General features: G+C 58.4%; 22 protein-coding genes, 1 pseudogene and 1 riboswitch. Of the genes and pseudogenes, 12 read left to right on the top strand and 11 right to left on the bottom strand.

Going from position 1 to position 21,195, the window contains the following annotated elements; genetic code table 11:
- Positions 1-246 precede the first annotated feature (246 nt).
- The gene (locus OKC40_RS04970) at positions 247-495 is read left to right on the top strand and encodes a hypothetical protein (protein ID WP_270794351.1); all 249 of its coding nucleotides are present in this window, start codon (positions 247-249) and stop codon (positions 493-495) included.
- A 112-nt stretch (positions 496-607) separates the two neighbouring features.
- On the opposite strand, the gene OKC40_RS04975 is transcribed toward OKC40_RS04970, so the two are convergent.
- Entirely contained in the window at positions 608-1,396 is a 789-nt protein-coding gene (locus tag OKC40_RS04975) for an alpha/beta fold hydrolase (RefSeq protein ID WP_270794353.1), read from the bottom strand.
- 118 nt (positions 1,397-1,514) lie between these two features.
- Here OKC40_RS04975 and OKC40_RS04980 point away from each other — a divergent pair, with 118 nt between their 5' ends.
- The 3 genes from OKC40_RS04980 to OKC40_RS04990 are packed head-to-tail and all read left to right on the top strand — an operon-like array spanning position 1,515 to position 2,776.
- Positions 1,515-1,898: an MmcQ/YjbR family DNA-binding protein gene (locus OKC40_RS04980; RefSeq protein WP_058051672.1), complete on the top strand. Its 384-nt coding sequence runs from the start codon at positions 1,515-1,517 to the stop codon at positions 1,896-1,898.
- The gene (locus OKC40_RS04985; RefSeq protein ID WP_270794356.1) at positions 1,895-2,383 is read left to right on the top strand and encodes a GNAT family N-acetyltransferase; all 489 of its coding nucleotides are present in this window, start codon (positions 1,895-1,897) and stop codon (positions 2,381-2,383) included. The genes OKC40_RS04980 and OKC40_RS04985 overlap by 4 nt, the downstream gene beginning before the upstream one ends.
- A gap of 57 nt (positions 2,384-2,440) precedes the next feature.
- Entirely contained in the window at positions 2,441-2,776 is a 336-nt protein-coding gene (locus tag OKC40_RS04990) for a DUF3802 family protein (RefSeq protein ID WP_042063403.1), read from the top strand.
- A 262-nt stretch (positions 2,777-3,038) separates the two neighbouring features.
- Here OKC40_RS04990 and msrA read toward each other — a convergent pair whose 3' ends face one another.
- On the bottom strand, positions 3,039-3,671 hold the full coding sequence (gene msrA / locus OKC40_RS04995; RefSeq protein WP_270794358.1) for a peptide-methionine (S)-S-oxide reductase MsrA: 633 nt from the start codon (positions 3,669-3,671) through the stop codon (positions 3,039-3,041).
- Positions 3,672-3,940: 269 nt separating this feature from the next.
- On the opposite strand from msrA, the gene argA reads away from it, so the two are divergent.
- The 4 genes and pseudogenes from argA to OKC40_RS05015 all read left to right on the top strand — a co-directional run.
- Positions 3,941-5,269 carry an amino-acid N-acetyltransferase gene (gene argA / locus OKC40_RS05000; RefSeq protein WP_042657634.1) on the top strand — a complete coding sequence of 443 codons (1,329 nt, stop codon included), beginning with the start codon at positions 3,941-3,943 and terminating at the stop codon, positions 5,267-5,269.
- Positions 5,270-5,376: 107 nt separating this feature from the next.
- A riboswitch (Lysine riboswitch) is annotated at positions 5,377-5,600 on the top strand.
- Between the two features lie 90 nt (positions 5,601-5,690).
- Positions 5,691-7,043, top strand: coding sequence for a lysine-sensitive aspartokinase 3 (gene lysC, locus OKC40_RS05005; RefSeq protein WP_182937668.1), 1,353 nt, complete (start codon positions 5,691-5,693; stop codon positions 7,041-7,043).
- Positions 7,044-7,175: 132 nt separating this feature from the next.
- A complete protein-coding gene (locus OKC40_RS05010; RefSeq protein ID WP_267967743.1) occupies positions 7,176-7,298 on the top strand; it encodes a hypothetical protein in 123 nt (40 codons plus the stop codon).
- A pseudogene (locus OKC40_RS05015) lies at positions 7,277-8,007 on the top strand (transposase); the annotation flags it as partial. The gene OKC40_RS05010 and the pseudogene OKC40_RS05015, both read left to right, overlap by 22 nt.
- A gap of 83 nt (positions 8,008-8,090) precedes the next feature.
- On the opposite strand, the gene OKC40_RS05020 reads toward OKC40_RS05015, so the two are convergent.
- From OKC40_RS05020 to OKC40_RS05040, 5 genes are all read right to left on the bottom strand, one after another.
- Complete coding sequence (locus tag OKC40_RS05020) at positions 8,091-8,645, bottom strand: VOC family protein (protein WP_182937669.1); 555 nt, start codon at positions 8,643-8,645, stop codon at positions 8,091-8,093.
- The gene (locus tag OKC40_RS05025; protein WP_058051754.1) at positions 8,639-9,403 is read right to left on the bottom strand and encodes a hypothetical protein; all 765 of its coding nucleotides are present in this window, start codon (positions 9,401-9,403) and stop codon (positions 8,639-8,641) included. Before OKC40_RS05025 ends, OKC40_RS05020 begins: the two co-directional genes overlap by 7 nt.
- A gap of 191 nt (positions 9,404-9,594) precedes the next feature.
- A complete protein-coding gene (gene nfsA, locus OKC40_RS05030; protein WP_182937670.1) occupies positions 9,595-10,320 on the bottom strand; it encodes an oxygen-insensitive NADPH nitroreductase in 726 nt (241 codons plus the stop codon).
- Between the two features lie 71 nt (positions 10,321-10,391).
- Positions 10,392-11,957 (bottom strand): AbgT family transporter, encoded by a 1,566-nt coding sequence (locus OKC40_RS05035; RefSeq protein ID WP_270794360.1) that lies wholly within the window; start codon positions 11,955-11,957, stop codon positions 10,392-10,394.
- Positions 11,958-12,100: 143 nt separating this feature from the next.
- Positions 12,101-14,053, bottom strand: coding sequence for a putative bifunctional diguanylate cyclase/phosphodiesterase (locus OKC40_RS05040; protein WP_139406977.1), 1,953 nt, complete (start codon positions 14,051-14,053; stop codon positions 12,101-12,103).
- An 846-nt stretch (positions 14,054-14,899) separates the two neighbouring features.
- Here OKC40_RS05040 and OKC40_RS05045 point away from each other — a divergent pair.
- The 3 genes from OKC40_RS05045 to OKC40_RS05055 are packed head-to-tail and all read left to right on the top strand — an operon-like array spanning position 14,900 to position 17,355.
- The gene (locus OKC40_RS05045) at positions 14,900-15,838 is read left to right on the top strand and encodes a LysR family transcriptional regulator (protein ID WP_075112857.1); all 939 of its coding nucleotides are present in this window, start codon (positions 14,900-14,902) and stop codon (positions 15,836-15,838) included.
- 54 nt (positions 15,839-15,892) lie between these two features.
- Positions 15,893-16,915, top strand: a complete 1,023-nt coding sequence (locus tag OKC40_RS05050) for a response regulator (RefSeq protein WP_270794362.1) — start codon at positions 15,893-15,895, stop codon at positions 16,913-16,915.
- Positions 16,916-16,923: 8 nt separating this feature from the next.
- Positions 16,924-17,355 carry a PAS domain-containing protein gene (locus OKC40_RS05055; protein WP_005337175.1) on the top strand — a complete coding sequence of 144 codons (432 nt, stop codon included), beginning with the start codon at positions 16,924-16,926 and terminating at the stop codon, positions 17,353-17,355.
- Between the two features lie 89 nt (positions 17,356-17,444).
- Here the strand turns inward: OKC40_RS05055 and ltaE are convergent, their stop codons facing one another.
- The 3 genes from ltaE to OKC40_RS05070 all read right to left on the bottom strand — a co-directional run bounded on the left by ltaE (position 17,445) and on the right by OKC40_RS05070 (position 19,773).
- Complete coding sequence (gene ltaE, locus OKC40_RS05060; RefSeq protein WP_005351141.1) at positions 17,445-18,464, bottom strand: low-specificity L-threonine aldolase; 1,020 nt, start codon at positions 18,462-18,464, stop codon at positions 17,445-17,447.
- Between the two features lie 112 nt (positions 18,465-18,576).
- The gene (locus tag OKC40_RS05065) at positions 18,577-19,278 is read right to left on the bottom strand and encodes a short-chain dehydrogenase (RefSeq protein WP_075115894.1); all 702 of its coding nucleotides are present in this window, start codon (positions 19,276-19,278) and stop codon (positions 18,577-18,579) included.
- Positions 19,279-19,365: 87 nt separating this feature from the next.
- On the bottom strand, positions 19,366-19,773 hold the full coding sequence (locus OKC40_RS05070; RefSeq protein ID WP_033137628.1) for a helix-turn-helix domain-containing protein: 408 nt from the start codon (positions 19,771-19,773) through the stop codon (positions 19,366-19,368).
- A gap of 147 nt (positions 19,774-19,920) precedes the next feature.
- Here OKC40_RS05070 and OKC40_RS05075 point away from each other — a divergent pair, with 147 nt between their 5' ends.
- A complete protein-coding gene (locus tag OKC40_RS05075; RefSeq protein WP_270794366.1) occupies positions 19,921-20,820 on the top strand; it encodes an aldo/keto reductase in 900 nt (299 codons plus the stop codon).
- Positions 20,821-20,890: 70 nt separating this feature from the next.
- Here OKC40_RS05075 and OKC40_RS05080 read toward each other — a convergent pair whose 3' ends face one another.
- On the bottom strand, positions 20,891-21,172 hold the full coding sequence (locus OKC40_RS05080; RefSeq protein ID WP_005337180.1) for an RNA recognition motif domain-containing protein: 282 nt from the start codon (positions 21,170-21,172) through the stop codon (positions 20,891-20,893).
- Between the last annotated feature and the right edge of the window lie 23 nt (positions 21,173-21,195).

Raw genomic sequence — 21,195 nt, forward strand, 5'->3', positions numbered from 1 at the left:
TGGGGCATGCAGTCGTGGCAAGCCCTCCGATGCCATATCGGCTCTTGAAGCTGGCTGAGGGTCATGGGTAATCAGGTTTTTATAAGTATATGATAAAGGCATCATAAAGCAATTACTATCGTCATTGGAATGATGTATACATTGGCTAACATCCAGTTTAGAAACAGTGTATACCCACCTATTTATTATCAAAGACTGAACAATCACTTACCCATTTATATATCACATAACAACATTTGGAAAAATATGTCCACTACTACATTTTTTGAAGATGATTTTTATCCTGCTAATGACGACGGCCGAGCAGATAAATCCAAACCACAAACAAGTCTAGAACTATTTCGTACAAATTACTTTGGTGACGATCAAATATTTCTAAGAATAGAACTCCAAGAAGGTCATAAAAATACAATCCATTTAACTAAACAACAAGCCAAAGAATTGGCTGAAACATTATTGAATGTAGTTTCATATATTGGTTATGATAATCGATAGTTAGATAAAAAACAAATAGCACCTTGATTTTTTATCATAAAATAAGTCCCCAGTACAATTCACCCCTTTGGGGACTTATTTAGTCTGCCCCCCAAGGAATCATAGAAATAGATTATTTCTTCACACCCAGCGATTGAATAAATGCCAGCGTACGGCGATTAAACTGCTCCGGCTGCTCCACATTGCAGACATGGCCACACTGTTCAATAACCGCCAGTGAGGAGCTGGCATCGCGGGCCACCTGTTCGCGCACCGGTGCCAGAAACATATGATCCTCCTCCCCCATCACATAAAGAGTGGGAATAGGCAGGGAACGTTCGCGGAAGTAACGCATCAGCGGGTTAACCTCGGTGGCGAGGCGGAACCAGCGTTTGAACTCTTTCTGGCAGAGCTTGCGAGCCTCGCGCACAAAGAGGTTGCGCGACTCCTGATGGTGCTGGCGCGGCATGATGATGAAGGCAAACAGCCGGTAGAGCCACATATAGGGCAGGAAGTGCTGGCCGAGTCGGCCCAGTTGCACCAGCACCCGCGAGCGGATATCGAGCCGCAAAATGGCGCCCCCCAGTACCATGCTTTTCACCCGCTCCGGGCAGAGCTCGGCCAGATGACGGATCAGGATGGTGCCAAGGGAGATGCCGACAAAATGGGCGCGGCGGATATCGAGATGATCGAGCAGCCGAACGATATCTTCGGTCACTTCCCGAAAGCTGTAGTGGCCCTTGACCACCTGTTGCAGCTGGTGGGACTGGCCGTGGCCGCACAAGTCCAGCAGCAGCACATTGAAGTGTTCGCGATAGGCGCGCAGCTGCTTGAACCAGATGGAGGAGCTGCCACCGGCACCGTGGACAAACACCACCCAATCCCGCTCGGGACCCAGTTCGAAAGTCTTGTGATACAACATCCAATAGGCTCCCTTGGTGATGGGGGGTATACTCGGCTGCGCGCATATTAACAGAACAGGCCCGCCGATAGATATGCGCCTGACATGACCCGGATCACCCCTTGCGCGAGAACTTTCCATGGATTTGACCCGTTTGCGCCACTTTCTGCTGACCCTGCCGGGCGCCACCGAAGATACCCCGTTTGGCCCGGAGATCCTGGTCTACCGCATCGCGGGCAAGATGTTCGCGCTGGTGGATTGGCAGGCCGAGCCGCTGACCATCAACCTCAAGTGCGAGCCCGAGCTGGCGTTGCTGCTGCGCGAGATCCACCCCGAGGTCAAACCGGGCTGGCATATGAACAAGCAGCACTGGAACACGGTGACGTTAACCGATGCGCTGCCGGACGAGCTGTGGCAAGGCTGGGTGCATCACTCCTATGAACGGGTTGTCGCGGGTCTGCCCAAAGCCAAACGACCACAGGCGCCACGCCCCCTCCACCCCACTGACGACCAGACCTTATGACGCCAGCACTTAGTCCAGCACTTTGCATTGTCCCGCTCAGCGAGGCACATATCCCCTCCCTTGTGAGCCTGTTTGAGCAGGCGGTGCGACGCAGCGGCCCCGAGCACTACAGCGCCGAACAGGTGGAACAGTGGGCTCTCGGTTCACAACATCCCGGCTTTGTCAGCCAGTTGCGCGAACACCACGGCTGGGTGGCGGAGCAGGCAAATGTGCCCCTCGGTTTTGTCACTCTGAGTGCTGATGGCCACCTCAGTCTGCTCTATGTGAGCGCCGACCATCAGCGCCAGGGACTAGGCAATCTGCTGCTCACCACGGCACTGGCGGGGGCTCGGGCGCTCGGTCTGAAGCACATCACCACCGAGGCCAGCGCCTTCAGTTATGAGCTATTTTTACGACATGGCTTTACGTTGACCGGGCTGGAGTGCGTGGAGCGGGGCGGAGTCAGTTTTACGCGCCATCGCCTGCACTGCTGCTTGCCAAGCTAGGGCAAGCCACTAAAATACGCTTAATTTTCGTATTGTTACTGTATTGAGGCAGCAACCATGGTGGTAGAAAGTGAAGGCTATATCTCGCTGATCGAGTATCTGGTGGAGAGTTTGGGATTGTTTGAATCCCAACAGCAGAGCAACGGTGAAGAGACCATCGAAGATCTGGTCAGTGGCCGTGTTGCCAGCAACCTGATGGCTATTTGCGAGCAAAACCCCCAGCTCGATGCCAAGGTGCGTTTTGCCATTATGCAGGAGGCCGATGCCGTGGTCGCCGATCTGGAAGAGGTGCTCTCCGCCGTCTGGCTGCGCGCCCCGACCCCGGAACAAAAAGCCTTCCTCATCGAGTTTATTGACCTGATCAAGAACCTGTTCGACAGCGCGATCGGCTGATCTGCCGCTTGGTTCTCTCGCCCAACGCAAGGTTTTCAAAACACGCAGACAGGAAAAGGGCCGCCTTGGTGGGCAGCCCTGCTTGCTATCATTTTCAATCCACCCAAGCGTTCATTCATTGGGTGGTTTTCAAGGCAAGAAATGTGTCTGGACTTTGCATCCGATCCCTGGACGCTACCTAGTTAGTCCTGCCAGGTAGCAATAAGTTCCCGCCAGACCTCATTTATTTTCACTTTTTTTAAGAAAACCCCTACAAACCTGTTCAGCGGTTCAGACTCGGCGGCAAACAGACTCCAATGCCCCCCAATCCGCAGTAGCCATCCGGATTTTTCTCCAGATATTGCTGATGGTAATCCTCGGCGTAATAGAAAGGCGCCAGCGGCAGAATGCGGGTAGTGATAGCACGGCTGTCGCCGCTCGCCGCCATCGCCTGCTGATAGGCCGCCATGCTCTGCTGGGCAATGATCTGCTGGCTCTCGTCGCCATAGAAGATCACCGAGCGGTACTGGGTGCCCACATCGCCCCCCTGCCGCATCCCCTGCGCCGGATCGTGCTGCTCCCAGAACAGTCTGAGCAGATCGCCGTAGCTGATCACCGCCGGATCAAACACCACCTGCACCGTCTCGGCATGGCCGGTCAGGCCGCTGCACACCTCTTTGTAGGTGGGATTCTGGGTCACGCCGCCCTGATAACCGGCCGCGGTGGAGTAGACCCCCGGCTGCTGCCAAAAGAGGCGCTCCACGCCCCAGAAACAGCCCATGCCAAACCAGGCCACCGCCATCCCTTCTGGCCAGGGGCCCCGGGTCGGGTTGCCGTTCACCGCATGCTGCTGACCAATCACCATCGCTTCGCGTCGTCCCGGCAGGGCATCTGCCGGTGAAATAATCTGTTCCATGAATTCTGTCCTTGTATAAAACCCTGTGAAATCACACAGCTGACGAAAAGGAGCATCGAAGATAGCAGTTTATCGCGCCGGATCAACCGGCGGGCCCCTTCCCGCTCGCCCCGTCATACCATCTAAGCCTCCCGCCCCCCTTCCCCGATCCGCACGGCCAAGCCGTCTCTGGTAGACCAGAAACAGTCAAAATCAATATTTAGTCTTGATTTGTGAATTAATTTTCATATATTGAGCCAATCGCTGTTTTTTTATGGAAGAAATATCAAGTGCGTGAACGCGAACCCAGTCTGGTCAATGCCTTTCGGCAATCCACCCCCTATGTCAATGTGCATCGGGGTGCCACCTTTGTGCTGATGATGGGGGGAGAAGCCATCTGCCACCCCAACTTCGCCAATATCGTCAGCGATATCGCCCTGCTGCAGACACTGGGCATACGCCTGGTGCTGGTGTTTGGTTCACGTCCGCAAAATGATGAGGCACTGGCCCGCGCCGGTATCGAGGCCCAGTATCACAAGCGGATCCGGGTCACCGATGACGAGAGTTTCACCATCATCAAACAGGTGTGTGGTGGCCTGCAATACGACATCACCGCCCAGCTCTCCATGGGGCTCGCCAATACCCCCATGCAGGGGGCGCGGATCAGCGTGGTGAGCGGCAACTTTGTCACCGCCCAGCCGCTGGGGGTGGATGATGGCATCGACTTTTGCCACAGCGGCCGGGTGCGCCGCATCGACGTGGAGGGGATCACCCGCCAGCTCGATCAGAAGAGTCTGGTGCTCATCTCCCCCATCGGCTGTTCGGTCACCGGCGAGAGCTTTAACCTGAGCTCGGAAGAGGTGGCCCGCCGGGTGGCGGTCGATCTCAAGGCGGACAAGCTCATCTGCTTTAGCAGCACCCAGGGAGTCATGGACAGGCGCGGCGAAGCCATCTCCGAGCTCTTCCCCGAGCAGGCCGAAGAGCTGCTGGTGGAACTGGAGCAGGCGGGAGAAGAGATGTCCGGCACCGCCCGCTACCTGCGCGCGGCCATTGCCTCCTGCCGTGGCGGCGTGCCCCGCTCCCATCTGGTGAGCTATCAGGATGATGGCGCCATGTTGCAGGAGCTGTTCAGCCGCGATGGCCTCGGCACCCAGATCGTGCGGGAAAGTGCCGAGCAGGCCCGCGCCGCCACCATCGAGGATATCGGCGGCATTCTCGATCTCATCCGCCCGCTGGAGGAGGAAGGCATTCTGGTGCGCCGCTCCCGCGAGCAGCTGGAGATGGAGATCGACAAGTTCACCATCATCGATCGCGATGGCCTGATCATCGGCTGCGCGGCCCTCTACTGCTTTATGGAAGAGGCGATGGCGGAGATGGCCTGCGTCGCCATCCACCCCGACTATCGCAACTCCAACCGCGGGGATCAGCTAGTGGCCAAGGTGGCCGAGCGGGCCAAGCGGCTCGGCATCCGTCGCCTGTTCGTGCTCACCACCCGCTCCATCCACTGGTTCCGGGAGCGGGGCTTCGATCCGCTGGAAGTGGAAGATCTGCCGGTGGCGCGTCAGCGTCTCTACAACTGGCAGCGCCGCTCCAAGGTTTTGTCAAAGACCATTGCCTAAGCCATTGATTCTGCGTTGAGTTAGCCGACAATTTGAACTTTTTCACAAACTCGATTGACAGTACAATCCAACGCAGGGTATTTCTAAATGCACTCCACCGCCCTGGTGGAGCCAGAAGAGGAGCGCTGCCCAGGCAGCCCAAGGGAGGACGCCAGCGTCCGGTGAACTTGGGTCAGGGGGAGCAGCGCCGAGACGAGTGAGGAGACTGGTGACCTCAACGTCGGCTGCGGGGGCTGAATCCCCCGGGTTGTCATCGGTAGTGATCATCCCCCACCGCGCCCTGTCAGGGGCGGTACGGGATGGGCTCTGCAGGTGGAGTGCTTCTGGCCGGGATAGCTTCGTTCATTCCTGCCATTTTCAGCCTCCTCCTCTCTTTTTTGCCCGATGGAACCGGAATCTTAAATTAAGACAGGAGTAAGCAATGAGCCCGATCAATGTCGCCAAGTTTGGCGGAACCAGTGTCGCCAACTTCCCGGCCATGAACCACTGCGCCGACATCGTGCTGGCCAATCCCGCCACCCGGGTAGTGGTGCTAAGCGCCAGCGCCGGTGTCACCAACCTGCTGGTCGCCCTGGCACAAGGGGAGCTGGACGAAGCGGGCCGCGACGAGCAGCTGGCCAAACTGGCCGGGATCCAGCAAGCCATTCTGGCCGATCTCGGCAACCCCGTTGATATGAGCGCCCTCATTCATGGTCAGCTGGACGAGATCCGCCTCATGGCCCAGCAAGCCCACCAGCATACCGATGCGGAGCTGGCCGATCGCCTCATCGCCTGCGGCGAGCTGATGTCTACCCGCCTCTTTACCGAACTGCTGCGCCAGCGCGGCGTCAAGGCCCACTGGCAGGATGTGCGCCAGCTGATGCGCACCGACAGCCGCTTTGGCAAGGCCACCGTCGATCTGGCTACCACCCGCACTCTCTGTCAGCAGACGCTGGGCCCGCAGCTGGGTGACAGCCTCGTCATCACCCAGGGCTTTATCGGTGCCGATGGCGATGGTCGCACCACCACGCTTGGGCGCGGCGGCTCTGACTACAGCGCAGCTCTGCTCGCCGAAGCACTCGATGCCGCCAGTATCGAGATCTGGACCGATGTGCCCGGCATCTACACCACGGATCCGCGTCTCGTCACCCGCGCCCGCCCCATTCCCGAGATCAGCTTTGTCGAGGCGGCCGAGATGGCTACCTTCGGCGCCAAGGTGCTGCACCCCGCCACCCTGCAACCGGCGGTGCGCCAGAATATTCCGGTGTTTGTCGGCTCCGCCAAGGATCCCGCCGCCGGTGGTACCTGGATCCGCGCCAGCACAGATTCAAGCCCGCTGTTTCGCGCCGTCGCCCTGCGCCGCCAGCAGGTGCTGGTGACCCTGCACAGCCTCAACATGTTCCACGCCTACGGCTTTCTGGCGGAAGTGTTCGGCATTCTGGCCCGTCACCGCATCTCGGTGGATCTCATCACCACCTCGGAGGTGAGCGTGTCGCTGACGCTGGATCACACCGGCAGCCAGAGCAACGGCGAGCCGATCCTGAGCGACAAGGTGCTGGCCGAGCTGGGGCAACTCTGCAAGGTGGAGGTGGAAACCGGTCTGGCACTGGTGGCGCTCATCGGCAACCGGATGAGCGAAGTGAACGGGGTGGGTAGTCAGGTCTTTGACGCCCTGCGCGAGCACAACATCCGGATGATCTGCTACGGCGCCAGCGCCCACAACCTCTGCTTCCTGGTCAAGGAGAGCGAGGCGGGCAATATCATCAATCGCCTCCATCAGGAGTTGCTGGACTGACCCTCACCGCGATGCGGTTCCTACCATGCAACAGGGCGCCGACAAGGTTAATGCCGATCAGTCAAGGATCCATTGACCGATCCTCCTGATGTGTAAAAATCCGAAACCTGTTGATTTTGTTTCGGATTTTTTATGCGTATCGACCAGGATCTCGACTTCCTCAACGCCAACAATGCCGCCCAGTTTGAGTCACTCTCTGACCTCATTCCATCCGAGCTAATCATGACTCTGTTCGGCGAACAGACCACTCGTTGACCCTGTTCGACAAGGGGGGTCTATTCGCTTAGCCCGTTCCATACCTGTACCTGTCAAACCACCGGCTGCGAGCGGCACTGGCTCTTACCGCCCAAAAAGGGCGTGCACGCCAGCTGGGGCGTCATGATGTGCTGGTGCATCTGACGACCAGTCCACAGGCACGCAAGAAGTGGCCGCAACTGCCGGACACGTTGGAAGCCCGCTTGCTGACCCGCAACATCAACGGCAAGGAGCGCCAAGTGTTGACCTCAATGGTCGACCCGATGCGTTTCCCGGGAGCCGACATCGTCGAGCTCTACAGCCACCGCTGGGAAATCGAGTTGGGCTATCGGGAGATGAAGCACAGCCTGCAGCCGCACCGGCTGACCCTGCGTAGCAAGACGGCGGCGGGGATACGGCAAGAGCTGTGGGGCGGGCTGCTGGCATACAACCTGCTGCGCAGCGATGGTGAAGATGGCGGCGAGTTTGAAGGGATACACGGCGAGCCAGTTGAGTTTTCACATGGCGTCGGTCTATCTCACCCATGAACGGAGCTGCATGCCATACATGTCAGCGAGGACTATCCCGAAGCGAGTAGCTGACCTGGAGAAACAAACGGGGCAGTTTGTGTTACCAGAACGAAAGGTACGACATTACCCTGCGGCGTGAAGGCCAGGCCACAGAGAGATAGTGTGAAAAAATCAATAAAAACAATACCAGTCAGGCTTGATTGGCTGGCATTAGTCACACCGGTGACCTCTTTTGCTGCGCTATTCACGAACCTGTCAGGTGCGCTCGGCATTGTGCGCACAATCAATCCTGCTCGAAATAATCCGCAGGCACCACGACCACAGCGCCGGTCGCCACCTCTTCGGCGATCACCTCTGCCAGCGGGCACAGGTGAAACTTGATCTGACCGGAGGGCAGCATCAGGCCGATATCGGGGTTGCGGGTATCCTGCATATTGCCGGTTTTGAACGGGTGCTCGGGATAGTGCGCCACCAGCTCCTGCAGTGAGGCGACCACCAGTTCGATATGCTCCAGTCCCGCCTGATGGACACGACCCGGCTTCGGCGCCGCCAGTTCGATACAGGGCACCTGCACCTCACCGACCAGCAGCGGCTGATGCAACTGATAAGTGGCGATGGGACGACCGCCGATCATCCCCTCCACCAGCAAGATGCCCGCCTCAGCCAGCACAGCACATCGCGCACGGTACTCCTGCAAGGTTGCCGCCCGATAGCAGAGGTGATCGACCGTTGGCTGGGGAATATTGATGCCAGTGGCGGCCAGTTCGGCCAACAGCTGAGAAACAAATGGGGCCATTGGCCCCAGTGTGGAATCGAGTGGATGAGACATGCTTACCATTTCTTCTTGGGTTGAAACAGGACATCGAGCTCGTCGGCTTCCTTGTCCTTGATGTTTTGCAGATCCTGCGCGCTGTTCTGCTGTTGCAGCTCTTCCAGCTCCTTGAGGCCCTGGCGCATATCCTCTTCACGGGCCAGCAGGTAGGGATCCTTGTCGGCCACACTCGCCATTGCCGACAGGCCCTTGGTATAGAGCTGACGGCAAGTGCCATATTGGCCCTGAATGCGGGCATCCATCGCCCGCTTGACCAGATTGGAGATGTTGATCTTGAGCTGCATCAGCTCGAGGCGGCGCTCTTCCTGGGCGAACCCCTGAGGGTCAATCTTGCCCTTGTTGTGCTCGACACGCAGCACCGCCCGCAGCTTCTTCACCAGTTGCAGCATCTGGATCGCCTGACGGTCGGACTCCGGCGTCTTGAAGTGTCCTTCATCCTGACTGCTGTAATTTTCCTGCACGTTCTTGATCTGGATCTGCACATCGGCGATGCGCTGTTTGATCTGGTTGTTGGGCATCACCTGCACGATGGCGCGATAGGCATCGAGGATCCGGTGCTGCAACAGCAACACCATATTCTTGGAGAAAGGCACCAGATTGACGTTCAGCAGCACCTCTTCGGTCTCGTCGGCCACCGTCTTGTGTCTGGCAATGGCGTGACGCTTTTCCGCTTCCGCCTTCTGCTTATATTGCTGCACCACGTTATAGGCGATAACCAAAAACAGGAGTGCGCCGATAGACAGCAATACCAAAGTTAAAATCATAGGATGTCCAAACCCCTGTTCCTATCCAATTGCGTGATCCTACAACAGCTTACCCACTTAAGGTAGCCTGCAGATCCCCCCTTGCCCACGATTTGTCGCCAAGCTGTGTCCCCGGTCTCAGGGAGAGATTGCAGGATCAGGGGATGATGACCATGACGGTCACCTCCCCATAGTATCGCCCATCAGCGCCATTACTTGAGGTTAAAGCCCCGAGATTGCAGGAAGCCCAACATGAAAGGACGGGACTCCTTGCCCAGAATGGCGCGGATCTGGCCACTCCAGGTCTGCTGCTTGTTGTTGCTGCTACGGGCCTGATAGTAGTCCGCGATCTGCTGATCGTATTGGGCCAGCAGGTCGCGATCCAGCTCGTGCCGGTAGCGCTCCTGATGCACCACCAACCCCCTGGGCAGACGGGGTTTCTGCTCCGGCTGCTGGGCAGGATGGCCGAGACAGAGACCAAACAGCGGGATCACCTGATGGGGCAAGCCGAGCAGCTCGCTCACCTCGGCCGGATGGTTGCGAAGTCCGCCGATATAGACCCCGCCCAACCCCAGCGACTGCGCCGCCAGCAGGGCATTTTGCGCCATCAGGGCGCCGTCGATGGCACCGATCAGCAACTGCTCCGCATAACCGGTCTGGGCCTCGGGCACGATCTGGCTGTGACGATGGTAATCGGCGCAGAACACCAGAAACTCGGCTGCCTGCACCACATAAGGCTGATTGCCCGCCAGCACGGCCAGCTGCTGGCGCGCCTCGGGCTCGCTGACTCGCACAATGCTGGTCACCTGCAAGAAGCTCGAGGTCGAGGCTGACTGGGCGGCGGCGAGAATGGCATCCAGCTGCTGCGGGGCGATCGGCTCGGCAGTGAACTGACGAATGGAGCGATGGGAAAGGATAAGATCGATGGTCTGATTCATGGCACCTCCAAAATGAGGTAACACCATAGCGAAAAAAACGAGGGAGCCCAAGGCTCCCTCGCACACCCTGTTCAAGGGGCCGGATAGACATAAGGGGCTTGCAACCCGAGCGGGAAGCCGAGCGCCCAGTAGAGCAGCAGGAAGATGGTCCAGCTCACCAGGAAGGCCAGTGAGTATGGCAGCATCATGGAGACCAGAGTACCGATCCCGGTGCTCTTCACATACTGCTGGCAATAGACCACCACCAGCGGGAAGAAGACCATCAGCGGGGTGATGATGTTGGAGGCCGAATCCCCGACCCGGTAGGCTGCCTGGGTCAGCTCGGGGGAGATCCCCACCGCCATCAGCATGGGCACCAGGATCGGGCTGATCAGCGCCCACTTGGCCGAGGCCGACCCCACCACCAGATTGACGCTGGCGGTGAGCAGGATCATCCCGACGATGGTCACCTCACCGGGCAGCGCCAGCGCATGGAGCACTTCGGCGCCGGAGAGCGCCAGCAGGGTGCCCAGATTGGAGTCGCCAAACGCCTTGATAAAGAGCGCGCAGAAGAAGGCCATCACCATGTAGGAGCCCATCTTGTTCATGGTGGCCGACATGGCGTCGATCACATCCTTGCCACTCTTGAAGCTGCCTGCGACAAAGCCGTAGACAATCCCGGGCAGGATAAAGAGCAGGAAGATCAGCGGCACAATGGACTTCATCACCGGCGCGGCGAAGGTGGTCAGAGAACCATCTGCGGCACGCAGCGGCGAATCGCTCGGGGAGAGCGCCAGCGCCAGCAGCACGATGGCTGCCAACATGGCAAACCCGGCCCAGTTGAAGGCCCGGCTCTCTTGCGCACTGTAACGCCCCATCTCGTCGGCACTCTCCAGATCCTCGTTGAGCGCGACATGCTTGAGGCGCGGCTCAACCACCTTCTCGGTGATAAACCAGCCGACGCAGATGATCAGCAGCGAAGAGGCACCGGTAAAGATGATGTTGCACAGGGTGTTGACCATGTAGTCAGGGTCGAGGATCTGGGCGGCGGACTGGGTAAAGCCCTGCAGCAACGCATCCCCGCCGGAGGGCAGGAAGTTGGCGGCAAAACCGCCGGAGACGCCGGCAAAGGCGGCGGCGATCCCCGCCAGCGGATGGCGCCCGGCCGCGTGGAAGATGATGCCGCCAATGGGGATCACCAGCACATAACCCGCATCTGCGGCGGTATGGCTGACGATGGCCACTAGGATCAGCATCGGGGTGAGAAAACGGGCGGGTGTGACTTTCAGCAACTTTTTCAAACCGGTATTGATAAAACCGGACTGCTCGGCCACCCCGACCCCCAGCATGGCCACCAGCACGATCCCCAGCGGGGCAAAGCCGGTAAAGGTGGTCACCATGGTGGAGAGAAACTCGGCCAGACCGGCGCCGGTCAGCAGGTTGTTGACCACCACTGCCTCCCCGGTGCGGGGATTGACCAGATCAAACTGGAATTGTGACAACACCCAGGAGCCGACCCAGACGATCAGCAAGGCGTAGAGAAACAGCATGGCGGGGTCGGGTAATTTGTTCCCGGCTTTCTCGACGCCATTGAGGAAACGGTTCAGCCAGCCCTTGGGAGAGCTGGCCGGACGGTCATTGACAGCAGCATGACTCATTATTGCGATACTCCTTTCCCTAGAAATGAGCTCGCATGCTAACAATTCCTGCCAATCCGTCTCATGACGGGCCGCAAAAAGATGATTAATATTGATTAAATATGGCGGGATAAAATCCCAAATTGTGGCCTAACGCACACTTGTTACTCTGCCATTACAGCATTAAGCAGTGGATAACGCCCAACCTGACACTCCACCACAAAGCCGCTCGCCTCGACTTGCGCCACCGTCAGCGGCTTGCTGAACAGATACCCCTGGAACACATGGCACCCCTGGGTCTGCAGTGCGGCCAGCTCGTGAGGCTCCTCCACCCCTTCCGCCATGATCCCCAACCCCAGATTGGTGGCCATGGCCGCGGTCGCCCGGATCACCGGCAAGTTGAGACCGACCACGAAGGAGCGATCCAGCTTGATGTTGTTGATCGGCAAGCGGTTGAGGTAGGCCAGCGAGGAGTAGCCGGTGCCGAAATCGTCGATGGCAATCTTGATCCCCTGCTCGCTCAAATCATCGAGAATGCCGAGGCACCCCTTCATATCGAGCATCAGCACGGTTTCGGTCAGCTCCAGCGTCAACAGGGAGGCATCCACCCCGTGCAGCTCCAGCTGCTGGCGAACTTGCCCGGGCAGCGCCGACGAGAGCTGGAAACCGGAGAGGTTGACGGAAACCGGCACCCGCTGCCGGAAACGCTTCTGCCAGCTGGCCATCTGGGCCAGTGCGGTGGAGAGCACCCAGCTGCCGATCTCGCGGATCAGCCCCATCTCTTCGGCCAGCGGGATAAATTCCACCGGCGAGACATGGCCCAGCACCGGGTTGTACCAGCGCAACAGCGCCTCGTAACCGATCAGGCGCTTTTTGGCGGCATCGACCTGTGGCTGGTAACAGAGACTCAGCTCCTGACGGCCGATGGCCTTGGCCAGAAACTGCTTGAGGTTGAGTTTGCGCTGCAGGGTCTGCTGCATGCTGGGGGTGAAACGCTGCCAGCGCAGCCGCCCCATCTGCTTGGCCTGATACATCGCCATGTCGGCACGGGTGATGAGGTTGTCCCCGTCATCGGCATCATCGGGATAGATGGCGATGCCGATACTGCCGCCAATGGTCACCTCCGGCAGCCCGCTCAGTTGCAGCGGCTTGGTCATCTGGGAGAGCATCTGATCGGCCACCTCTTGCGCCCGATCCCCCTGATTGCCCAGCGGCACCAACGCAGTGAACTCGTCGCCACCGAGGCGAGCCAGCTCCACATCTCGCGGGCAAATCTGCTTGAGGCGACCGGCGACGCGCTCCAGCAGGCGATCTCCCGCCTTGTGGCCGTAGTTGTCGTTGACCAGCTTGAAGTTGTCCAGATCCATGAACACCAGCGCGAAACGCTCACCCAGACCGCAATAGGCCTCGAGGGATTTCATCAAGCCATAACGGTTGAGCAGGCCGGTCAGGGAGTCGTGCCAGGCGAGGTGGCGATGCTCCAGCTCCTCGAGTTTGCGGTCGGTGATATCGCGCATGGTGAGCAGAATGCGGGCACCCTGCTGGATATAGCGGAACTGATACTGGAACCAGCGCATCCCCTTGAGGGTACGGCACTCCCCCTCGGTCACCACCTCATCGAGCCGGGAAAGTTTCTGGTAAAAGCTGTCGTCATTACCGGAGAAAACCTGGGAGAGCCGGGCGACCTGTTGGCCGAAACAGATTTCGAAGTGGTAGTTACCGCTCTCGAAATTGCCCTTGCTATCAAACAGGCTGGCCAGGGTATCGCCGCTCGCCAGAGATGACTCCTGATAGAGGGCATCGGAGTCGAGCACCGCCTCGGTCATCATCATCAGACGGCCAGCCAGCTGAATGCCGGAGAGGCGCAGATAGATCTGCTTCTTGACCCCCTTCGGGGAGAGGGTCCACCACTCGTTGTAACTGCGCCCCTGCTGAAAATCACCCAGATAGCGCTGCAACAGCAGATCGATGGCGGTCGCCATGTCGGCAGAAAAGTCGCGAGCGCAGAGCTCGTCGAGTGAGGTCGCCTCCCACACCGGGAGCGCGGCGCTGTTTGCCCAGAAAATACGATGATGCTCGATGTCATAGACCCAGATCGGGGTATGCAGAACATCCATCGTCTTCAGTAACCGTTCGTCAAGCGTATTCATCTGGTCAAGGTCATTCATGCGGGATGGTCACTGGTTAAAAACAGATCTAGCAAACCGCTAGATGGAGAATGCAAGGTGCAAACACCTCCCGGCCATCATCTTTTTTAACATGGCCAAGAGCAGACAACACTATTTCAGACATGAGCAACAGGGGGAGCATATCCTGAAATACAGAAACGGACTCAGCCAAACAACCTGTTAATCAGAACAAATCACACTGTCGATTTTTATCTTTTTTCCCCAGTAAAAACAAGTACTAAGAGCTACCCACTCGAGACCTTGAAACACAAATTCATTATTCGCTGCGACAACACAACTATTAACAATTAAATCAACGACAGAAATAGTCGTCATTCATTGCCACAAAGCTTTCATTAATTAACCAAGTGGCTGGGTAAACAGCCAAAAAACCACCAAGATGGACAAAAATAGTGCGCCCGAGAGGAACAGATATATCCAGGATGTATTTTTCCACGGTCTGTGTGCAAAAACCGAATATATGACCTTGGTCACATTCTTCAAAAAGGAGAAACAGCACGGTGAGGCAGATCTGACTGACTTTTGCCCCCTCCTCACCCTCAGATTTGCCCCGTGACCACTGCGTTTGGCCGCCTTGAACGGTGTGGCTGACCGGGACGGGTTGACGCGCGCATGGTGATGAGCGCAAGCGAGCAGGTAGCAGGAGTGTGAACGAAGAGTCGAAAACTGGTATCAGCAGAAATCGAATCCAGATCAATTAAACGCTGAATTACCCTTGCCAACCCGGAACGCTCTTTTTATGGTTGCCCCCTTGTTACACCCAGAACAGCGTTTATGAAGCACATCGAAGAGTTCTACCTGTTCGTCAAGGTGGTGCAAGAGGGAGGATTCTCCCACGCTGCCGCCGCACTGGGCATGCCAACAGGCACCATCAGTCGACGCATTTCCCAGCTGGAAGAGCAACTGGGTTGCTCCCTGCTACATCGCTCTACCCGCAAGCTCCGCCTTACCGATGAGGGGCTCAGATACTATGAGCGCCTCTGCACGCCGCTCGCCCAAATCGAACAGGCCACCAGCGAGATCCAGGGTAAAGAGGCCGATATCACCGGGCTTATCCGGGTAGCGGCGCCGATCGCACTCTCCAACACCATCCTCATCGATATGCTGGCCGAATTCGGACTGCACTATCCCGAGGTGCAGTTCGACATCACCCAGACCAATGATCACCAGCACCTGTTCGACAATGATCGGGATCTGGTCTTTTTCAATGGCGAGCTGCCCCAGTCGCTACCCAATGCGATCTGTCTCGGTCATATCGAGTACGGCCTGTTTGCCTCACCGCTCTATCTGACCAAGAAGGGGACCCCGTCTCACCCCAACCAGCTGGAAGATCACGATCTCATCTACTGCTGGCCGCACCAGCATTGGCAGCTGACCGACAAGGATGGCCAGAGCGTCTGCGTCAAACGCAGCGCCAAGCTGACCGTCAACCAGACCCAGGCCGCGGTGCGCGCAGCACGGCGCCATCTGGGGATCGTCAACGCCCCCTTGCACTATCTGAACAACTTCCTTCATGACGAGCAGTTGGTGCCAGTATTGACCGACTGGCAAACCGGCAATCGCCCCTTCTACATGTTGTGTTGCCAACACCAGTTTGCTCCGTTGCGTGTTAAGATGTTCGTTGAATTTGTTGAAAAATACTCAGCGCGCTATCGCAACCGGCAATGGGACAACCAATTTTCACAAGGTGACACCCTCACCCATTGCATCTGACCGTTAGCGGGCCACACTTATAGCAACCCTTGCCAACAGAGCCTGCCTAACGCCATGAATGTATTGATATGTGATGACTCCGGGTTCGCCCGCAAACAGCTGGCACGGGCACTCCCGGCCGACTGGAAAGTCGATTTGCACTACGCAGCCAATGGTCTCGAAGGGATCGAACAGGTGCTGATGGGTCATGGCGATCTCATCTTCCTCGATCTCACCATGCCGGAGATGGACGGTTACGGCGTGCTGGAGACCCTCCAGCGGGAGGGGCTGCGTAGCAAGGTATTCGTGGTCTCCGGCGACATCCAGCCGGAAGCCTATCAGCGGGTCATGGGGCTGGGGGCACTCGATTTCATCAAGAAACCCGCCGCCCCCGATACCCTGCTTGCCCTGCTCAAACAACACGGCTTCTGGAGTGCCGCCCCGAGCGGTCAGCCAAGCACTACCGAGCCGTTGCCCAGCGGCGTGATTGCCGATGCAGGCGTCAAGATCACCCCCGAAATCCGCGATGTCTATCAGGAGCTGGCCAACGTCTCCATGGGGCAGGCGGCCGACTTGCTGGCCCGTCTGCTCAACGCCTTCGTGGTGCTGCCCATCCCCAACGTCAACGTGCTGGAGGTCTCCGAGCTGCACATGGCCCTCTCGGCGGCCGCCGATTCGGATACCCTCTCCGCCGTCTGTCAGGGCTTTATCGGGGCGGGGATCGCCGGCGAAGCGCTGATCCTGTTCCATGACTCCAGCTTCAAGGATCTGGCCAAGCTGATGAACCATCAGGGGACGCTGGATCGCACCGCCGAACTGGAGCTGTTGATGGATACCGCCAACGTGCTGATCGGCGCCTTCCTGCGCGGCTACGCCAACCAGCTTGATACCCCCTTCAGTCAGGGCCACCCGGTGGTGCTCGGCCAGCACAGGCCCATCAACGAGCTGATCAACACCAACAAGAGTCGCTGGCGCCGTACGCTCGCCATCGAGATCAACTACCGGATCCAGGATTACGCGGTGCAGTGTGATCTGCTGCTGCTGTTTACCGAAGATTCCATCGCCACCATGAACAACAAAATCATGCACATGCTCTAGGAGTGACTATGGAAATCCGTGAATTTCATTGGCTGATGAACATAGTCCAGAACCTGGACGTAGGCCTGGTGGTGCTCGACAAGGAGTATAAGGTTCAGGTGTGGAACGGCTTTATGGAGAGCCACAGCGGCCGACTGGCCAGTGACGTGCGCGATGGCGTACTGTTCGAGCTCTTCCCCGATGTGGACAGAGCCTGGTTCGAGCGCAAGGCCAACATGGTCTTCAAGCTCAACAACCGCGCCTTCAGCACCTGGGAGCAGAAGCCCTATCTGCTGCGTTTCTCCAACTATCGCCCCATTACCGGCTCGGCTCCCCATATGTTCCAGAACCTGACGCTGGTGCCACTGGCCGATTTCGGCGGTCAGGTAACCCATATCGCGGTGATGATCTACGACGCCACCGATGAGGCCATGCTGATGAGCGGCCAGCGGCAGGCTTGAGCTTTCAGCAAATAACAGAGGGCGCCGCGGCGCCCTCTGTTATTTAGGTATGAGCAGGTCTTGGTATAACCTCTACCTCACCAGCCGTCTCAACGCGCTCCGAGATACTCGGTGAAGGCGTCGATCACCTCTTCAATATCGTCATCGTTGATCTGCAGATGGGTCACCAACCGCAGCTCGCCGTAACCGGAGAAGAGGATCCCCCTCTCCTTCATAAAGGCCAGCAGAGGGGCAGACTCCCCCTCACGCAGCCGCAGGAACACCATGTTGCTCTGCACCAGCGAGAGGTCGAGCTCGATGCCCGGCAGTGCAGCCAACCCTTCGGCCAGCCGTTTGGCACGGCGGTGATCATCGGCCAGGCGGGTCACATGCTGCTCGAGGGCAAACAGACCGGCTTGCGCCAGAATCCCCGCCTGACGCATGCCACCTCCCAGCATCTTGCGTAGGCGGCGCGCACGGGCGATGAAATCGTGGCTGCCCACCAGCAGCGAGCCCACCGGTGCGCCCAACCCCTTGGAGAGACAAATCGAGATGCTGTCAAACGGTGCAGCGATCACCTCGACCGGGGTCTCGCTGGCCACGGCGGCGTTAAAGAGCCGGGCGCCATCGAGATGAAGCTTCAAGCCGCGCTCGGCAACGAATGCCCCCATCTCCTGCAGATAGGAGAGCGGCAGCACCTTGCCGTTGTGGGTGTTCTCAAGGCAGATCAGGCGAGTTTGGACGAAGTGGGCATCATCAGGGGCCAGCGCGGCCTTGATATCATCGAATGCCAGCGTGCCATCGCGCTGCATCGGCAAGGGTTGCAGGGCTACGGAGCCCAGCACGGCACTCCCCTGCGCTTCATAGCGATAGATGTGAGCGGCGTTGCCGAGGATGGCCCCCTCACCGCGCTGACAGTGGCTCATCACCGCCAACAGATTGGACATGGTGCCGGACGGCACAAACAGCGCCGCCTGTTTGCCCAGCAATCTGGCCCCAAAGGCCTCCAGCGCGTTGACGCCCGGATCTTCACCATAGACATCGTCACCGACTTCGGCGTGGAGCATGGCTTGACGCATGGCGTCAGTAGGCTGGGTGACGGTGTCACTTCGTAAATCGATATAGCGCATGAGATCCCTCCTGAAACAGGAGAGTGACGTTAGCCATGCGCCCCTCGCTTGGCAAGGGGCGCATGAGCAGAATGTGAAGCTAATAGACGTCCGCAGAACCCGCAGGCGGTATTTACCAGGGCAGCGGCTGACCGTTGAGATCCAGTAGCTGGCCCGATTGGGTCAACGATAACCCCTTGATGAGATTGAGCAGTTTCACCGCCACCTCGGCAGGCTCCTGCAATTGCTCCGCAGGCAACTCACTCAGAAAGGGGGTGTTCATCGGGGAGTCCATCAAGCCGGGCGCCACCGCCACCACCCCCGCTTGCGGGAAACGTTGCGCCCACTCGAGGGCCAGAGTTTTCACCCCCATGTCGAGGGCCGCCTTGCTCATCCGGTAGCTGTAACGCCCCCCCTCCAGATTGGCGGTGATGGAGCCCGCCAGATCAGAAATGGCACAGAGCCACAGCGGATGGTCATTGCCCATCAACCGACTGAAACGGGCAGCCAGCGCCAGCGTTGGCCAGGCATTGGCCAGCAGGCTGTCGCACAGCCATTTGGGGTGCACCTCTTCGACCCGCCGCTCTGGCATAAAGCTGACATCGTGCAACAGGCCGATGGTGTTGATCACCACAGTGGGAAGAGGATCGGTGTCGTAGAGGGTAAACAGGGCGTCGAACGAGATGGCGTCCACCTCTTGCAGCGGGAAGAAAGCCCCCATCTCGATCCCTTTTGGATAGGTGCGCCCGGCCAGCAGGAAGGACTCCCCCCTTGCCATCAGCTCTCTTGCCAGCGCCGAGCCCAGCGCACCGCTTCCGAGGATCAAGTAGCTCATCGCCCATTCCATGGAGAGTTATCTTGCTTAGAGCGTATCAGAATAATCAACCGGCCGTGACACGACCAAAGAGTAATATGCCCCTCATCACGCTTCCCCCAGATGGCGGCCAAACTCCCGCGCCAGCGCCAGATCGAGAAAACCGTCTGCTTTCTTGTGGGTGCGCAAAAACTGGTAATAGGCGAGCAGAGTGACCAGCGCCTCCTCATCGGGCAACCCCACCCCGGGTTGCTGCTCGCCCAGCAGTTGCTGCGCTGCCGCCAGCGCCTCCCTGTCCACCACTTCCGCCTGACGGTAGAGATAACCGCAGCCGGTTGCCAGCCACTCCAGCGAGCAGTTGGCTCCCATGGCGATCTGGTTGGCCCGCGCCAGGCCAGGCTCGGCTCCCTTCAAATATTTGCGGATCAGCGCTTCACTGAGCCCCACCTTGCGGGCAAAGGCGCTCACGCTCATCTCCCCGATCAGGCTCTGCAAGCGCTCGGCAAATCCTTCCATCCAACTCTCTCCCCTACTCTGCGGTCAGAACCAAAGTTCGAATCATGCCACTGCCCATGATTGCTTTGCCAGCCACATGGCGCCAAGATGCCCGCTGTCATCTATATTGCACATCGTTTTCGCATCGCGTTTTTCAAGGAGTCAACCATGTCTGTATCCCGTGTCGCACTGCATCCGCAAGGCCCCACCTTCTCTCGCCTCATCATGGGTTACTGGCGCCTGATGGAGTGGCAGCTATCCCCGACGGCCCTGCTCAGTCTGATGAAATATCATCTGGATCTGGGGGTCACCACCATCGATCACGCCGATATCTATGGCGGCTATCAGTGTGAAGAGGCCTTTGGCCACGCCCTGCGCCTCGAACCCTCCCTGCGCGATCGGATGGAGCTCGTCAGCAAATGCGGCATCGCCCTCACCGCCAAGCCGGAGCATGCCCTCAACCACTACAACACTGGCAAGGACCATATCATCGCCAGCGCCGAAGCCTCGCTGCACAAGCTCGGCACCGACCATCTGGACTTGCTGCTGATCCACCGCCCGGATCCCCTGATGAACGCCGATGAAGTGGCCGACGCCTTTATCACCCTGAAACAGGCGGGCAAGATCAAACACGCCGGGGTATCCAACTTCACCGCCCGTCAGTTCGAGCTGTTGCAATCGCGCCTCCCCTTCCCGCTGGTCACCAACCAGCTGGAGATCTCGCCGCTCCATCAGGACGGGACCCTCGATGGTACCCTGGATCAGTGCCAGCAGCTTGGCATCAAGCCGATGGCCTGGTCATGTCTCGGTGGCGGCCGACTGTTCAGCGATGATGCCTATGCGCCGCTGCGCGCCGAGCTGGAGCAAATCCGCCAGGAAGTCGGCGCCCAGACTATCGAGCAGGTGGTCTACGCATGGGTGATGATGCTGCCAAGCCAGCCGCTGCCATTGATTGGCTCCGGCAAGCGGGAGCGGATTGCTGCCGCCGTGGCCGCCGAATCCATCGCCCTCAATCGCCAGCAGTGGTTCCGCATCCGCAAAGCGGCGCTCGGCTACGACGTCCCCTGATCACAGCAAAACGTCCAGAAACAAAAACGGCATGGGGGAAACCCATGCCGTTTTTCATTGCCGAGGCACCTTAGCGGTGGCGCTGTTGCGGGCGACCACGAGGAGCATCTGTCTTCGGTTTGGCCTGGTTGACGGTGATGGTACGGCCACCGACTTCAGTGCCATGCAGACCGGCGATGGCCTTTTCGGCATCACCATTGACCGGCATTTCAATAAAACCAAACCCCTTTGACTGGCCGGTATCGCGGTCGATGATGATATCAACCTTGTCGACCTGTCCAAACTGGCTGAACAGGGTTTTCAGTTCGTCGGCCGTCATCCGGTACGACAGATTTCCTACGTAAATCTTCATGCCATCCACTCTCGATTCAAGGT

The organism is Aeromonas sp. QDB11 (genome assembly GCF_027705265.1).
Classification (GTDB): domain Bacteria; phylum Pseudomonadota; class Gammaproteobacteria; order Enterobacterales; family Aeromonadaceae; genus Aeromonas; species Aeromonas allosaccharophila.

What these genes read in the sequence shown, in the direction of transcription:
- OKC40_RS04970 (WP_270794351.1), top strand. Translation starts at nt 247, where the DNA reads ATGTCCACTACTACATTTTTTGAAGATGATTTTTATCCTGCTAATGAC.
- OKC40_RS04975 (WP_270794353.1), bottom strand. Translation starts at nt 1,396, where the DNA reads ATGTTGTATCACAAGACTTTCGAACTGGGTCCCGAGCGGGATTGGGTG.
- OKC40_RS04980 (WP_058051672.1), top strand. Translation starts at nt 1,515, where the DNA reads ATGGATTTGACCCGTTTGCGCCACTTTCTGCTGACCCTGCCGGGCGCC.
- OKC40_RS04985 (WP_270794356.1), top strand. Translation starts at nt 1,895, where the DNA reads ATGACGCCAGCACTTAGTCCAGCACTTTGCATTGTCCCGCTCAGCGAG.
- OKC40_RS04990 (WP_042063403.1), top strand. Translation starts at nt 2,441, where the DNA reads ATGGTGGTAGAAAGTGAAGGCTATATCTCGCTGATCGAGTATCTGGTG.
- msrA (WP_270794358.1), bottom strand. Translation starts at nt 3,671, where the DNA reads ATGGAACAGATTATTTCACCGGCAGATGCCCTGCCGGGACGACGCGAA.
- lysC (WP_182937668.1), top strand. Translation starts at nt 5,691, where the DNA reads ATGAGCCCGATCAATGTCGCCAAGTTTGGCGGAACCAGTGTCGCCAAC.
- OKC40_RS05010 (WP_267967743.1), top strand. Translation starts at nt 7,176, where the DNA reads ATGCGTATCGACCAGGATCTCGACTTCCTCAACGCCAACAATGCCGCC.
- OKC40_RS05020 (WP_182937669.1), bottom strand. Translation starts at nt 8,645, where the DNA reads ATGGTAAGCATGTCTCATCCACTCGATTCCACACTGGGGCCAATGGCC.
- OKC40_RS05025 (WP_058051754.1), bottom strand. Translation starts at nt 9,403, where the DNA reads ATGATTTTAACTTTGGTATTGCTGTCTATCGGCGCACTCCTGTTTTTG.
- nfsA (WP_182937670.1), bottom strand. Translation starts at nt 10,320, where the DNA reads ATGAATCAGACCATCGATCTTATCCTTTCCCATCGCTCCATTCGTCAG.
- OKC40_RS05035 (WP_270794360.1), bottom strand. Translation starts at nt 11,957, where the DNA reads ATGAGTCATGCTGCTGTCAATGACCGTCCGGCCAGCTCTCCCAAGGGC.
- OKC40_RS05040 (WP_139406977.1), bottom strand. Translation starts at nt 14,053, where the DNA reads ATGGATGTTCTGCATACCCCGATCTGGGTCTATGACATCGAGCATCAT.
- OKC40_RS05045 (WP_075112857.1), top strand. Translation starts at nt 14,900, where the DNA reads ATGAAGCACATCGAAGAGTTCTACCTGTTCGTCAAGGTGGTGCAAGAG.
- OKC40_RS05050 (WP_270794362.1), top strand. Translation starts at nt 15,893, where the DNA reads ATGAATGTATTGATATGTGATGACTCCGGGTTCGCCCGCAAACAGCTG.
- OKC40_RS05055 (WP_005337175.1), top strand. Translation starts at nt 16,924, where the DNA reads ATGGAAATCCGTGAATTTCATTGGCTGATGAACATAGTCCAGAACCTG.
- ltaE (WP_005351141.1), bottom strand. Translation starts at nt 18,464, where the DNA reads ATGCGCTATATCGATTTACGAAGTGACACCGTCACCCAGCCTACTGAC.
- OKC40_RS05065 (WP_075115894.1), bottom strand. Translation starts at nt 19,278, where the DNA reads ATGAGCTACTTGATCCTCGGAAGCGGTGCGCTGGGCTCGGCGCTGGCA.
- OKC40_RS05070 (WP_033137628.1), bottom strand. Translation starts at nt 19,773, where the DNA reads ATGGAAGGATTTGCCGAGCGCTTGCAGAGCCTGATCGGGGAGATGAGC.
- OKC40_RS05075 (WP_270794366.1), top strand. Translation starts at nt 19,921, where the DNA reads ATGTCTGTATCCCGTGTCGCACTGCATCCGCAAGGCCCCACCTTCTCT.
- OKC40_RS05080 (WP_005337180.1), bottom strand. Translation starts at nt 21,172, where the DNA reads ATGAAGATTTACGTAGGAAATCTGTCGTACCGGATGACGGCCGACGAA.